Annotated in this window: 11 protein-coding genes; 9 read left to right on the top strand and 2 right to left on the bottom strand. The window is 68.7% G+C overall.

All coding sequences use genetic code 11. The features are described 5' to 3' along the window. Window positions 1-11 precede the first annotated feature (11 nt). The 7 genes from SYV04_RS34720 to SYV04_RS34690 all read left to right on the top strand — a co-directional run bounded on the left by SYV04_RS34720 (window position 12) and on the right by SYV04_RS34690 (window position 9936). On the top strand, window positions 12-305 hold the full coding sequence (locus SYV04_RS34720) for a KH domain-containing protein (protein ID WP_321550302.1): 294 nt from the start codon (window positions 12-14) through the stop codon (window positions 303-305). Next, a complete protein-coding gene (rimM, locus tag SYV04_RS34715; RefSeq protein ID WP_321550301.1) occupies window positions 302-835 on the top strand; it encodes a ribosome maturation factor RimM in 534 nt (177 codons plus the stop codon). The genes SYV04_RS34720 and rimM overlap by 4 nt, the downstream gene beginning before the upstream one ends. Beyond that, window positions 835-1569: a tRNA (guanosine(37)-N1)-methyltransferase TrmD gene (trmD, locus tag SYV04_RS34710; protein ID WP_321550300.1), complete on the top strand. Its 735-nt coding sequence runs from the start codon at window positions 835-837 to the stop codon at window positions 1567-1569. The genes rimM and trmD overlap by 1 nt, the downstream gene beginning before the upstream one ends. A gap of 119 nt (window positions 1570-1688) precedes the next feature. Continuing rightward, window positions 1689-2081 (top strand): 50S ribosomal protein L19, encoded by a 393-nt coding sequence (gene rplS, locus SYV04_RS34705; protein WP_321550299.1) that lies wholly within the window; start codon window positions 1689-1691, stop codon window positions 2079-2081. Window positions 2082-2188: 107 nt separating this feature from the next. Next, window positions 2189-4084, top strand: a complete 1896-nt coding sequence (locus tag SYV04_RS34700; RefSeq protein WP_321550298.1) for an ATP-binding protein — start codon at window positions 2189-2191, stop codon at window positions 4082-4084. Window positions 4085-4191: 107 nt separating this feature from the next. Further along, window positions 4192-5745: a sensor histidine kinase gene (locus SYV04_RS34695; protein WP_321550297.1), complete on the top strand. Its 1554-nt coding sequence runs from the start codon at window positions 4192-4194 to the stop codon at window positions 5743-5745. A 126-nt stretch (window positions 5746-5871) separates the two neighbouring features. Beyond that, complete coding sequence (locus SYV04_RS34690) at window positions 5872-9936, top strand: hypothetical protein (RefSeq protein WP_321550296.1); 4065 nt, start codon at window positions 5872-5874, stop codon at window positions 9934-9936. Here the strand turns inward: SYV04_RS34690 and SYV04_RS34685 are convergent, their stop codons facing one another. Then, window positions 9937-10452, bottom strand: coding sequence for a hypothetical protein (locus tag SYV04_RS34685; RefSeq protein WP_321550295.1), 516 nt, complete (start codon window positions 10450-10452; stop codon window positions 9937-9939). Between the two features lie 78 nt (window positions 10453-10530). Further along, window positions 10531-11613, bottom strand: coding sequence for a glycoside hydrolase family 43 protein (locus SYV04_RS34680; RefSeq protein WP_321550294.1), 1083 nt, complete (start codon window positions 11611-11613; stop codon window positions 10531-10533). A 148-nt stretch (window positions 11614-11761) separates the two neighbouring features. Between SYV04_RS34680 and SYV04_RS34675 the strand changes: the two genes are divergently transcribed. Both SYV04_RS34675 and rsmI read left to right on the top strand, forming a co-directional pair. After that, on the top strand, window positions 11762-12139 hold the full coding sequence (locus SYV04_RS34675; protein ID WP_321550293.1) for a YraN family protein: 378 nt from the start codon (window positions 11762-11764) through the stop codon (window positions 12137-12139). Between the two features lie 4 nt (window positions 12140-12143). Continuing rightward, window positions 12144-12971 carry a 16S rRNA (cytidine(1402)-2'-O)-methyltransferase gene (rsmI, locus tag SYV04_RS34670; RefSeq protein WP_321550292.1) on the top strand — a complete coding sequence of 276 codons (828 nt, stop codon included), beginning with the start codon at window positions 12144-12146 and terminating at the stop codon, window positions 12969-12971. The last annotated feature ends 83 nt before the right edge of the window (window positions 12972-13054 follow it).

Below are 13054 nucleotides of genomic sequence, written 5' to 3'. Positions count from 1 at the left end.
GCTGACCGGACGTGGAGCAACTCCTTACGTATCTCGCGCGGGCCCTGGTCGATCAGCCGGACCAGGTCGGCATGCGTGTGTCCGAGGTGGACGGCGCCCGGCTCTATGAGCTGAAGGTCGCCCCCGAGGACGTCGGCAAGGTCATCGGCCGTGACGGGCGGACCGTGAACGCCCTCCGGACGCTGCTCAATGCCGCCGCGCACAAGCAGGGGCAGAAGGTCCGTCTCGAGATCCTCGACGATCGGCGCGCGGCGCCCGCCCCTGGCGCGGCTCCCGCGGCGCCTCCTGCCCCCGACGCCCAGTGACGCCCCGCCCTCTGCTGGAGCTCGGCTATGTGGCCCGGGCCCACGGCATCCGGGGCGAGGTCGCCGTTCGCCCCTTCGATCCCGGCTCCGAGACGTTGGACGCCGTGGAGCGCGTGCGCGTGCGCACCAAGTCCGGCGAGGAGCGGGACTTGAAGATCGAGTCCGTGCGGCCCACCCCCAAGGAGGACATCATCGCCTTCGAGGGGGTGAAGGGTCGCGAGGCCTCCGAGGCCCTGGTGGGCTCCACCGTCTTCGTCTACCGCGAGGATCTGGAGCCTCCGGCCGAGGGTGAGTACTTCCAGGGAGACCTGGTGGGCCTCTCCGCCGTGGATGAGGCGGGCCAGGAGCTGGGCAAGGTGGTGGAGGTGTGGGCCACCGGCGAGGTGCCCAACCTCGTCATCCGCGCCCCGGGCAAGCCCGAGCTGGTGGTGCCCTTCGCCGATGACTTCGTTCCCTCGGTGGACATGCCGGGCGGGAAGATCGTCATCCGCCCGCCCGAGTTCCTGGACGCGGGCGACAAGGAGGGCTGATGTACCCGGTGGAGATCCTCACGCTCTTCCCGGGCATGGTGTCCGGGTACGTGGGGCAGAGCATCCTCGGCAAGGCCCAGGAGCGGGGCAAGCTGGCCGTCACCGCCACGGACATCCGCGAGTACGCCGAGGGCAAGCACCGCGTCACCGACGACACCCCGTACGGGGGCGGCGCGGGCATGGTGATGAAGGTGGAGCCCCTGGTGGCGGCCATCGAGGCGGCGCGGGCCCGGCACCCGGGCGCCAAGGTGCTGCTGATGAGCCCCCGAGGCCCCGCCTTCACCCAGGCGCGGGCGCGGGAGCTGGTGGATCATGCCGCGGGCCTGATCCTCGTCTGCGGCCGCTACGAGGGCGTGGACGAGCGGGTGATGGCGCACCTGGACGGGGAGCTGTCCCTGGGGGACTTCATCCTCACGGGTGGGGAGATCGCCGCCCTCGCGGTGGTGGACGCGGTGGCGCGGCTGCTCCCTGGAGTGCTGGGCAACCAGGCGTCCCACGTCAGCGAGAGCTTCGAGGAGGGGCTGCTGGAGCACCCCCAGTACACCCGGCCGCCGGTGTTCCGGGGCGCCGAGGTGCCCGCGGTGCTCCAGTGCGGCGACCACGCGCGCATCGCCCGCTGGCGGCGCTGGAAGGCGCTGAAGCTCACCCAGGAGCGACGGCAGGACCTCTTCGCCCGCCTGGAACTCGGGCCGGCGGACCGGAAACTGCTCGCCCTGCGGGAGGAAGAGCTGTAGCGCTGGCGTTGGTCCGGAGAACAACGGATGATCTCCAGACTTGTCGGGTCCGCCGCTCTCTGCTAGTAGGCGCCCCTCTTACTGGTCATTCGCACCACAAGATTTCTTGAGGTTCCGTCATGCGTCGCAGCGCTATCGAGTACGTCGAGTCCAAGTTCCTCCGCAAGGAGGGGGTGGTCGACTTTCGGACCGGTGACTCCGTCCGGGTCCACTGGAAGGTGAAGGAGGGCGAGAAGGAGCGCGTGCAGGCCTTCGAGGGCGTCGTCATCCGCAAGAAGCGGGGCTACAACCGCTCGACCTTCACGGTTCGCAAGGTGTCCTTCGGCGTCGGCGTGGAGCGCATCTTCCCGCTGCACAGCCCCCGCTACGAGAGGATCGAGGTCCTCAGCCGCGGCGACGTGAACCGCAACCGCCTGTTCTACCTCCGCGACCTGAAGGGCAAGGCCTCTCGCGTGGACGTGCAGGAAGAGAACGAGAGCAAGAAGGCGACCAAGCCCGCCACCGGCGCTTAGTCACCGGGGGCCCCGCGGGGCTCTTCTCAGTGTTCGCTGTACCGAAAGAGGAGTGTCCGTGCTCGGACGCTCCTCTTTTCGTTGGCGCCAGGTAGGATGGGGGGCGCATGAACTTCGTTGAGGTCGCCGTCCAGAACGTCCGGGGTTTCTCGGCGCAGGGCCGCTTTCCGCTCAAGCCGGGCTACCTCGTCCTCAAGCCTCCCGCCTCCGAGACCAGTCCGTTCGCCGGGCTCGCCCTGGCCTTGCTGTACTCCGATGGCCGAGGCGGAGACACGGGCTTCGTGGCTTCGGGCCAGAAGGGTGGCAAGGCCGCCTTCACCTTCGTCGGCCAGGACAACCTCACCTACCGCCTGCTGCGCGATCTGGGAGGGCAGGGGACGCTGCACAAGCAGACCGTCCCCGGTCAACCGCCGGAGCTGGTGTCCGATGAGACGGCGGAGATCTCCCAGTATCTGCGCTCGCAGGCCGGGCTGCCCTCGCGCACCATGTTCGAGCAGGTGTACTGCTTGATGCCCAACCAGCTGCCCTCGCGGCGGCCCAGGCCTCGCACCTCGCGGCCCGATGTGAAGCGGCCCTCGCTGTCCTCCGGCTCCGGGCTGGCCAGCAATCAGGCCGTGCAGCCCGCCGAGGACATCCCCGCCGCCGAGGCCCGGGTGCGCGAGCTGGAGCAGGAGATCATCCGCTCGCGCGACGTGGACGAGCTGCAGTTCAAGCTGGACGGGCTCAACTCGACGCTCTTCGAGGTGGAGCGCAAGCTCAACAGCACCGAGGGGCTCAAGGTGGCCATCCGCGACGCGGAGAACGCCTGGAGCGCCGCGCCCACGCCCGAGTCGCTGGGCCTGCCGGCGGACATCCTCACCCGCGTGGAGCGCTACCCCAAGGCGCTGTCCCGGCGGGACGACGCGCTCAACCGGCTCAACGCCGAGCGCGAGCAGGAGGCGCAGGCGGTGCCCGTCGCGGTGCAGCCCCTCAAGCGCAACCCCTTGTTCTGGGTGGGGCTGGGCGCGGGCGCGCTGTTCCTGCTCGCGGGCATCATCCTGAGCGTGGTGCTGGAGAACGTCGCCTGGCGCTATCTGGTGCTGCTGGACATCCCCGCCTTCGGCTGGGCCGCCATGCTGGCCGTGCGCTACGTGGACGACTTGTCGCAGACGACGACCGTGCGCAGCAAGGAGGGCATGTTCGCCGCGCGCGAGAAGAAGATCCTCGAGGAGTTCGAAGCCGAGACCCTGCCGGTGCGCAAGGCCATCAAGGCGCTCGAGCTGGAGAGCCACGAGGAGCTCCCCGCCGTCTTCGAGCGCAAGGCGCTGCTGGAGCAGAAGGTCCACGAGCTGCGCGATCAGCTCACCGCCATGGAGTCCGCGCCGGACTTCCTCGCCGCGGGCGAGCAGCGCGAGTCGACCAAGCGGGAGATCGAGGAGCTCAACGCGCAGATCGGGAAGATCGGCACCTACGTGCGCGACGTGCGCGAGGTGGAGCGCGAGATGGCCCGCACCAAGGAATCCATCGCGCTGGCCAAGGCACCGCCGTCGCCCTCCGCGGGGCCGGTGGGTGGGCCCGCCGAGCCGCTGGAGGATCCCTCTCCGCTGTTGATGGCGCAGGCGGCCGACATCTTCTCGGTGGACATCTCCACCGTGGCGGGTCAGCTCCGCGAGCGCTGCAACCAATACCTCACCGCCCTCACGGATCGGCGCTACCAGGGCGTCGACTGGGACAGGGACGGCCGGGGTTATGTCATCGCCGCGGGGCGCCAGGTGCCCGTGGGGGAGATCATCCCCCGGGATCTCGACATGTACTACCTGGCGCTGCGGATGACGGTGGTGGAGAAGGCCAGCGCCAAGGTGAAGTACCCGTTCCTGCTGGAGCACCCCTTCGCGGGCATGGACGAGGTGAAGCTGCCGCTCGTGGGGCGCATGCTCAAGCACCTGGGAACGTTGACTCAGGTGCTCCACGTCACCGCGCACCCCGGCTTCGCCCAGCTGGCGGATGGGACTGTGAACATTTGACTCCCCAGGTGGATGACCAGTGCCATGCAGGTGCGGTAGCGATGGCATTGAGACCATCTCTTCTTGGGTGAGCGTTGACCTCGATGGCACAGGTCCCCGTAGGAACCATGGCCCTCCTGGAGGGCATGAGTGATGCCTTCTTCGCGATCGACCGGGACTGGCGTTTCACGTACGTGAACGCCGCCGCCGAGCGCATGCTGCGCAAGCCCCGCGAGCAGTTGCTCGGGTGCAAGCTCTGGGATGAGTACCCGGAGGCGCTCGGCACTTCCTTCGAGCTCCACTACCGACGCGCCATGGCCGAGAACGTCTCCTCGCGCTTCGAGGAGTTCTTCGCCCCGCTCGCCGCCTGGTTCGAGGTGCAGGTCCACCCCTCGCAGACCGGCATCTCCGTCTTCTTCGACGACATCACCACCCGCAAGAGCGTGGAGGAGGCGCTACGGCAGGAGACGGCCCTCGTCGAGGCGCTGAACCGTACGGGCCAGACGCTGGCCGCGGAGCTGGACCTGGAGCGGCTGGTGCAGCTGCTCACCGATGAGGCCACGCGGCTGACCGGCGCCCGCTTCGGCGCGTTCTTCTACAACGTGCTCAACGACGAGGGGCAGTCGTACATGCTCTACACCCTGTCCGGTGTCCCTCGGGAGTCGTTCGAAGGCTTCCCCATGCCGCGCAAGACGGACATCTTCCGGCCGACCTTCGATGGAGAGCGCCCGGTGCGGCTGGCGGACGTGACGAAGGATCCGCGCTATGGCCAGAACCGGCCCTACCACGGCATGCCCAAGGGGCACCTGCCGGTGCGCAGCTACCTCGCGGGGCCGGTGAAGGCCCGCTCCGGCGAGGTGCTGGGAGGGCTCTTCTTCGGCCACCCGGAGACCGACGTCTTCACCGAGCGGCACGAGCGCATCCTCCTGGGCATCGCCTCGCAGGCCGCCATCGCCATCGAGAACGCGCGGCTCTACCAGAAGCAGCTCGATGCCGTGCGCCAGCGCGACGAGTTCCTCACGGTCGCCTCGCACGAGCTGAAGACGCCCCTCACGTCGCTCCAGCTGCAGCTGCAGCTCATCGCCCGAGGACTCCACGCCGAGCCCCCGGTCTCGGGGTCGCGGCAGGAGGAGCGGCTGGAGCGGGCCCAGCGGCAGATCCAGCGCCTGGCCAACCTCGTGGACAGCTTGCTGGATGTTTCCCAGGTCGCCGAGCGCCGGCTGGAGCTGAGCCGCGAGCCGGTGGACCTGGCCAGGCTGGTGCAGGACACCGTGGACATGCAGCGCGAGTCCTTCGTGCAGGCCGGCTGCGATGTGCTCCTGAAGGCGGAGCAGCCCGTGTGGGGGGAGTGGGACGGCTCCCGGCTGGAGCAGGTGCTCACCCACCTGCTCGACAACGCCGCGAAGTACGGCTCCGGTCAGCCCGTGGAGGTGGCCGTGAACGCCGAGGGCGAGCAGGCCGTGGTGACCGTCTCGGACCGGGGCATCGGCATCGCCTCGGAGGACCTCGAGCGCATCTTCAGCAAGTTCGAGCGCGCCGTCCCGGTGCGGAACTATGGAGGGCTCGGCCTGGGGCTCTACCTCACCCGGGAGATCGTCCGCGCCCATGGCGGCACCGTCTCCGTGCGCTCGCGCCGGGGCGAAGGCGCTACTTTCGAGGTGCGGCTGCCGCGCATCATGTAGGTCCAAGGGTGTGAAAGACGCACAGAAACCCGGGCATCTCGATTTCCGATAATCCTGAAGCAGAATTCCGGATTTCGAAATTCGAGCGCTCCCCGTTTCTCCAGCGCTCCCCCAGGAGACCAGGCCATGACCGTCAATAATTCCGCTGCCGCCGCAGCCGCCGCCCGTGCCGCCGCCGAAGCCGCACGACGGGCCGCCGAGGCTGCCCGGAAGGCGGCGGAAGCAGCCGCCAAGAAGGCTGCGGAGGCGGCCCGGAAGAAGGCGGAGGCGGCCAAGGCGAAGGCGGAGGCGGCCAAGAAGGCCCAGGCCGAGGCCAAGAAGGAGGCCGCCGCGGCCAAGAAGGAGCTCGCCGCCGAGAAGGCGAAGCTGGCCGAGCAGGAGAAGGCCCTCAAGCCCAAGGAGGAGCCCAAGGCCAAGGAAGAGCCCAAGGCCAAGGAGGACCCCAAGAAGCTCGAGGAGGACAAGAAGGCCCTGAAGGAGGCCGAGGCCCAGAAGGCCAAGGTCGCCGAGGCCGAGAAGAAGCTGGAGGCCGCGGAGAAGAAGCTGCAGGCCGCCGAGGAGCAGACGGCGGTGGCCTCCAAGGAGGCCGAGACGCGGATGAAGGAGGCCAACGAGGCCGCCAAGTCCGAGGGCCTGAAGCCCGCCTACTCCGACCAGGAGATCAAGGCCAACGAGCTCACCGCCGATCAGGTGAAGGCCGCCTTCGACGGGGCCGCCGGCCGCCGCAAGGAGGACATGGCCAAGGCGCTGGGCGTGGATGGGACCCAGGACACGAAGGCCATCTCCCGCGAGCTGGACGCGGACCGTGAGCTGGCCAAGCTCTCCTCGAAGCCCGAGAACAAGGCCACGCTGGATCAGCTCGGCATCCGGGACGGCAAGGACCTCGTCAAGCTGGCGGACCGGGTGGACGCGCAGGCCAACCGCGCGGACGGTGCGCAGCGCACGGGCGACCTCGACTTCAGCAAGGTGAAGGACAAGGAGGCGCTCTCGCGGGTGCTCCAGGGGGCGGGCAACACCCTGGAGGGCAACAGCAAGGCGCTGCTCACGGACAAGGCGTTCGCCGACGCGGTGGCGGGCGGCAAGTCGCCCCAGGAGGCCGCGAAGAACCGCACGGACCTGAACGCCGAGGAGAAGGCGGCGGCGACGGGTGATGCGCGCCAGGGCCTGGACAAGCTGGGCGTCAGCCAGCAGCAGTTCCAGGAGCTCAAGCCCGAGGAGCAGGCGCAGTACCTCAAGGCGGCCGAGGCCACCTCGACGGGCAAGTACTCGGAGGCGGTGAGCGCCTTCGGCGACAACGTGCCCAAGGACGTGGCCACCCGCATCTACGACACGCCCGAGGTGAAGCAGGGGCTGGACAAGCTCGGCCTGGACAAGGAGACGTTCCTGGCCTCGGGCAAGGGCATGGCGAACCTGACGGCCGCCTCGCAGGCCAAGGATCCCAAGGCGGCCATCGCGGACCTGACGCGCGCCTCCGAGAGCAACCCCGAGCTGCGCAACGTGTCCAGCGAGGCGATCTCGCGCAAGGCCGCGGAGCTGCCCGAGGGCCCCGAGCGGAAGATCCTCGAGGACCGCGCGCTGGTTCGGGACATGCTGCAGAAGCCCGAGACGCAGCAGACGCTCAACAAGCTGGCCGAGGGTGACCTGTCCGCCATCTCGGGCGTGCAGGACGAGAAGGTGCGCAACGGCCTGCTGGACAAGGCCGCCACCGACCCGAGCATCAAGGCCACCCTGGACAAGGCCGGCCTCAAGCCCCAGGACCTCAAGGGGCTGGGCCAGGGCCAGGCGGACGTGCTCAAGGCGCTGGAGACCTCTCCGGAGCCCTCGCTGCTCAACCGGATCAACCCCTTCGACAGCAACCCGAAGACGGATCCGGTGAAGTCGCTGGAGCTGTTGCAGAAGGCCGCCTCCGCCGACCCCAAGGCCAAGGCCGTGGCGGACAAGCTGGCCAACTCGACGATCGACTCGGCCAGCAACGATCCGCGCTTCAAGGAGGGCCTGGACAAGCTCGGCCTGGATGCCAAGGCGCTCCAGTCGAAGAACATCGCCGCGGGCGATCTGCTGAAGGCCTCCGAGGCGGCCACCCAGGGCGACACCGAGGGCACCCTGAAGGCCCTGCGCACCGCCAGCGCGGGCGCGCCCAACGTGGCGCTGGACGCGGTGACGAAGTACGCGGGCGGGCTGAAGTCCGAGGGCACCGAGGGCCAGATCAAGACGCTGCTCGGTGACAAGAAGACGGCCGAGGCGCTGCTGAAGGATCCGGCGAGCGCGGCTGCCTTCGACTCCATCGCCAAGGGCGAGGTGGGCAAGGCGCTGGAGCAGCTCGGCCCGAATGCGCAGCTGCGCAACCAGGTCATCGACCAGGCCGCCACCAACCCCGAGTTCAAGAAGGGCCTCGAGGAGGCGGGCCTCACCGCCCAGCAGCTCAAGGGCTACAACGGCCCGGCCATGGAGCAGCTGTACAAGGCCGTGGAAGGGGCGGGGAAGGGTGACTTCGAGGGCTCGCTGCGCACCTTCCGCGACGCGGTGACGAAGGATCCCCAGCTGGCGGACCTGGCCACCGACGCCGTCACCAGCTACGCGAAGAAGGCCATCGACGGCACGGATGGGGCGAGCAAGGCGCTCCAGTCGATGCTGGGCGACAAGGCCACGGTCAAGTCCCTGCTGACCAACCCGAAGCTGTCGGGGGCCTTCGACGCGCTCTCCAGCAAGGACCTCATCTCCGGGCTGAAGGACGCCAAGGGCAACCAGGAGGCCGCCAACGCGGCGGTGGACGCGCTCTACCAGAACCCGGACGTGAAGAAGGCGTTCGGGGACCTGGGGCTGTCGGCCGAGACGCTGAAGCAGAACCCGGCGGGCCTGGACAACTTCGTGGGCGCCGCCGTGGCGATGATGGACGGCGACAAGCTGAAGGCCGCGGGCGCCCTGCGCGACGCGATGGTGGACAACAAGGTCCCCTTCAAGCCCGTGCTGGAGGAGTCCTTCAAGAAGCTCACCGAGCAGCTCTCGGACAAGGGCCAGGAGGGAGTGCTCAAGACCCTGCTGTCGGGTGAGAACACCGAGAAGCTGCTGGCGGCGGACAGCAAGGGCTTCGACTCGATCGCCAGCGGGGACATCGCCAAGGGCCTCACCGAGCTGATGGCCACCGACTCGATCAAGGAGGACGTGGCCAAGCAGGTGATGGAGCATGAGCCCACGGCCGCCTTCCTGGGCAAGCTGGGCATCGACAGCCCGGAGAAGCTGCTGCAGTACCGTGACTCGGTGGGCAGCCTCATCTCGGCTGGCACGAAGATCGCCGACGGGAACATCGCCGAGGCCCTCAAGGATCTGGGCTCGGCCGTCACCACGCTGCCCTCCAATCTGAAGACGAAGCTCACGGACGCGCTGGCCACGGCGCTGCCGCTGCCGGCCAAGTACGAGGGCCTGTTCTCCGCGGCGGCGGGCATGCTCTCCGAGCCCGGCTTCCTGGAGCACATGGGCAAGGGCATCGAGGAGCTGACGAAGAACAACAACCCGGCGGCCTTCATCCGCGAGCTCTCCACCGGCCTGTCCTCGGCGGTGGAGAGCAACCCGGAGGCGGCCACCGCGTTCCTGGACGAGCTGCACAAGTCGCTGCCCAAGGACAACCCGGTCTCGAAGTTCCTCAGCGATCCGCAGCTCAATGCGGCGCTGGTGGAGACGGGCTCCATCTCCCAGGTGCTCAACGGCGTGGCGAAGCTGGCCGAGGGCGACATCACCGGCGCGCTGGGGGAGATGGGCGGTGCGTTCGGCAGCCTGATCGGCGCGGGCGACGGCTTCCTGGGCCAGGACACGGTGGGCAAGGAAGGCCTGGAGTCGGTGGGCCGCCTCTTCAAGCAGATCTACGGCGTGCTGCCCGAGGGCGTGCAGGACAAGATCGAGAAGAAGGCCGCGGAGATCGCCGGCAAGGGCCTCATCGGCAGCATCCCGTTCGTGGGGGATGCCATCAACATCGCCGGCTCCATCGGCCCCTTCGTGGATGCGCTCCAGGGCGACGACAACATCGAGAAGATCCTCACCGGCTCGCAGTTGGCCCTCGACGTGGTCGGCGTGGTGCCCGGCGCGGACGTCTTCACCACGCCACTCAAGCAGGGCGTGGCCATCGTCCAGACCGTCCGCGACCTGTCGCAGTCGGCCGAGACGATCAACGACTTCAAGAACGCCTTCGCGCCCTGATCAGCGCGAGAGCTTCTGGACGAACTGCACCGCCAGCTCCTGCTTCTCCTTCTCGGAGGAGAAGCCCTGGAGCTGGAGGATGCGGTCGGCGGGCAGGCGCTTCTTGGCCTCGGCGAACAGGTAGCTCTTCACCTTGAAGAACTCGTCGTCCATCTTCTTCTGGGCCACGCCCTCGACGCTCTTCTTGCGCTGCTGCTCCAGGCCGGCGTAGTCGAGGATGCACAGGTCCACCTTCTCGGCGAACACCAGCCACCCCCAGCCGTGCAGCGCGACCTTGGGCTCGGGGACCTTCGTCTCCAGCACCTTGAGGTAGTACGGCGTGAGGCTGGGGTCCGGGTTGGAGAAGCTCTTGATGTTCGGGGCCATGATGGCCTTGCGGAACTCCGGATCCTCCGAGAGCCACTTGCCCACGTCATCCTGCTGGACGAGGGTCAGCCCGCCCGCCTTCGCGGCGGCCTCCATCCACGGAAGGACGCCGAGCGGGGCGCAGTCGAACACGGCGACGAAGCTCTTCATGGCGGGCTCCTGAGCGGGGCGCGAAGCGGCGCCGCGCCCCGAACTGTCCTCCAGCCCGCCGCCGGGCACAACAGGGTGCTACTCGTAGAACTTCAGGCTCCAGCCCGTGTTGCTCGCCGAGCCGCGCGTGTACGTGATGTTGCCCCACCACTGGAACGTGCCCGAGTACCAGTAGCGGCCCGACCAGAAGGGGTTGGGGTAATCGTTCTTGGGCACGCCGTGGTAGGCCAGGGGGAACTGCGGCCCCGCCGGCGGGCTGGTGTTGGGGTCTCCGTTGAGCAGCACGAAGGAGTTGTGCCCCACGCCCTTGGCATACAGCGTCGGGTGCCAGCCGCTCATCATGATGCCGCCATTGGCGCCGAACAGGCAGCCGTTGGACTTGAACCAGTCCCAGACGTAGGTCGGGTCGCCGCCGGCCCGCAGGCGCAGGTCCGCCAGGCAGTAGTTCGTGTCCCAGCTCCCGTTGGCCGAGTACACGACGTGCAGCTGTCCGCTGGGATCGATGAGAACCTCGGGGCCCTCGTTGACGCGGGTGGGCGGGTTGACGTCAACCTTCTCCCACCACTCGCGAGGCTGGGAGATGACGAAGCGCGCGCCCGTCACCGTGGTCGGGCTCGACATGCGGGCGATGTACAGCGTCTGCTCCCCGTTGGTGTCGCCCTCCCAGCCGGACCAGACGAAGTAGCGCTGGCCCTGGTAGACGAACATCGTCCCGTCGATGGCCCACTTGTTGTTGGGTAGCGCCATCAGCGTCTCGCGCGAGTAGCCCGAGGCGGGCGACTGGGACTGGATGACGTACATCCGGTGGGCGCTGCCGGCCCCCGCCGTGAAGTAGATGTAGTAGGTGCTGCCGTCCTTGACGAGCTGCGGCGCCCAGACCTCGGCGAGGCCCGCGGGGTTGCCCCAGATTTGGGTGCGGACCGCGCTCGCCAAGGCATCGACGGAGGAGGCCTGCCGCACGTAGATGCGCCCGCCCTCCGTCTCCGCGGAGATATAGGTGCTGTTGACCCGGATGACCGTGGGATCGGCGTTGCGGATGGAGAGCCGCCCCACCTCCTGCTCGACGGCGCTCGTGGACTCGGGCACGGGGGCGGCTTCGGGGCCACAGGCCTGAAGTGAAGCGAACAGGGGCAGGGACAGCAGGGCTTTCAGGACGCGCATCGCTCTCTCCTTGGGGGGCCCGGCCTTATCGACCGTCCTGGATAGGACCTCCAGTAAAATCTGATTAATCCGCCATCCTGGATGGTTATGGAGTCAACCCTGTGTCGGAGTGGGCTGGAAGGATGGGCAGGTCAGCAGGGAGGGGTGGATGGGACGGGCGGGAGTGGATCGGCGGGGGTATGGGAACGAGGCGGAAGGAGCGGCGGTGCGCTTCCTGGAAGCGCGGGGCTACCGCATCCGCGCGCGCAACTTCCGGTGCCGCTACGGCGAGCTGGACGTGGTGGCCGAGCGCGGCGACACCGTGTGCTTCGTGGAGGTGCGGATGCGCTCCTCGGCCGTGTGGGGAGACCCGGCGCACACGGTCTCGTTCGCCAAGCAGCGTCGGGTGGTCAAAGCGGCGCTGCATTATCTCTTCGCCCACGAGCTCCGGGACCGGATGATGCGCTTCGACGTCGTCTCGGTGGTGGGCCAGGGCGAGCAGGCCCGTGTGGAGCACATCCCGGACGCCTTTGACGCGGGGATGTGACTTCATGGCTGGGACGCTCTACCTCGTTGCCACGCCCATCGGGAACCTGGGGGACATCTCCTCCCGGGCGCTGGAGACGCTGCGGAGCGTGGCCTTCATCGCCTGCGAGGACACGCGGCACTCGCGCGTGCTGCTGGACCACTTCGGCATCTCCCGCGAGACGGTGAGCCTGCCCGCCTTCGCGGAAGGGCAGCGCGCCGGGCGCATCCTCGATCGGATCGCCGCGGGCGAGGATTGTGCCCTGGTCACGGATGCGGGCAGTCCGGGCATCAGCGATCCCGGGGAGCGGCTGGTGGCCGAGGCGCTCGAACGAGACGTGAAGGTGGTGCCGGTGCCGGGGCCCACCGCGCTGGTAGCGGCGCTGAGCGCCTCTGGGCTGCCCACGGGGCGCTTCCACTTCCTGGGGTTTCCGCCGCGCAAGGGCCCCGAGCGCCGCGCCATGTTGGAGGAGGTGGCGCAGCTGTCGGCCACGCTGGTGCTCTACGAGTCGCCCCGGCGGCTGGGGGAGACGCTGGCGGACCTGCAGGAGGCCTGGGGAGACCGGCGCGCGTGCGTGGCGCGGGAGCTCACCAAGCTGCACGAGGAGTTCGTGCGGGGCTCGCTCTCGGAGCTGGCGGCGCGCTACGGAGCCGAGGAGCCCCGGGGCGAGGTGGTGGTGTTGGTGGAGGGGCGCACCGGTGAGCGTCGCTGGTCCGAGGAGGAGCTGCGGCGGGCGCTCGCGGAGGGGCTGGAGCGCGGCGAGAAGCTCAAGCCACTGAGCACAGAGCTCGCTCGGCGCGCGGGCTGGTCCGGCCAGGACGTCTACCGGCTGGGGCTGAGCCTCAAGCGGTAGTTGCACTCAAATACACGAAAACACTCTTCCTCCTGTCTCGTGAGACAGGGGGGAGGCGGGCCTCGTGTGTGCTTCGACCCAAC

The organism is Hyalangium ruber, assembly GCF_034259325.1.
Classification (GTDB): Bacteria; Myxococcota; Myxococcia; order Myxococcales; family Myxococcaceae; genus Hyalangium_A; species Hyalangium_A rubrum.
Note: the sequence above shows the minus strand (reverse complement) of the source record. Positions and strands in the feature narration are given on the sequence as shown.

Excerpts from the sequence above, each read along its gene's own strand:
- trmD (WP_321550300.1), top strand. The coding sequence starts at position 835 with ATGTACCCGGTGGAGATCCTCACGCTCTTCCCGGGCATGGTGTCCGGG.
- rplS (WP_321550299.1), top strand. The coding sequence starts at position 1,689 with ATGCGTCGCAGCGCTATCGAGTACGTCGAGTCCAAGTTCCTCCGCAAG.
- SYV04_RS34700 (WP_321550298.1), top strand. The coding sequence starts at position 2,189 with ATGAACTTCGTTGAGGTCGCCGTCCAGAACGTCCGGGGTTTCTCGGCG.
- SYV04_RS34695 (WP_321550297.1), top strand. The coding sequence starts at position 4,192 with ATGGCCCTCCTGGAGGGCATGAGTGATGCCTTCTTCGCGATCGACCGG.
- SYV04_RS34690 (WP_321550296.1), top strand. The coding sequence starts at position 5,872 with ATGACCGTCAATAATTCCGCTGCCGCCGCAGCCGCCGCCCGTGCCGCC.
- SYV04_RS34685 (WP_321550295.1), bottom strand. The coding sequence starts at position 10,452 with ATGAAGAGCTTCGTCGCCGTGTTCGACTGCGCCCCGCTCGGCGTCCTT.
- SYV04_RS34680 (WP_321550294.1), bottom strand. The coding sequence starts at position 11,613 with ATGCGCGTCCTGAAAGCCCTGCTGTCCCTGCCCCTGTTCGCTTCACTT.
- SYV04_RS34675 (WP_321550293.1), top strand. The coding sequence starts at position 11,762 with ATGGGACGGGCGGGAGTGGATCGGCGGGGGTATGGGAACGAGGCGGAA.
- rsmI (WP_321550292.1), top strand. The coding sequence starts at position 12,144 with ATGGCTGGGACGCTCTACCTCGTTGCCACGCCCATCGGGAACCTGGGG.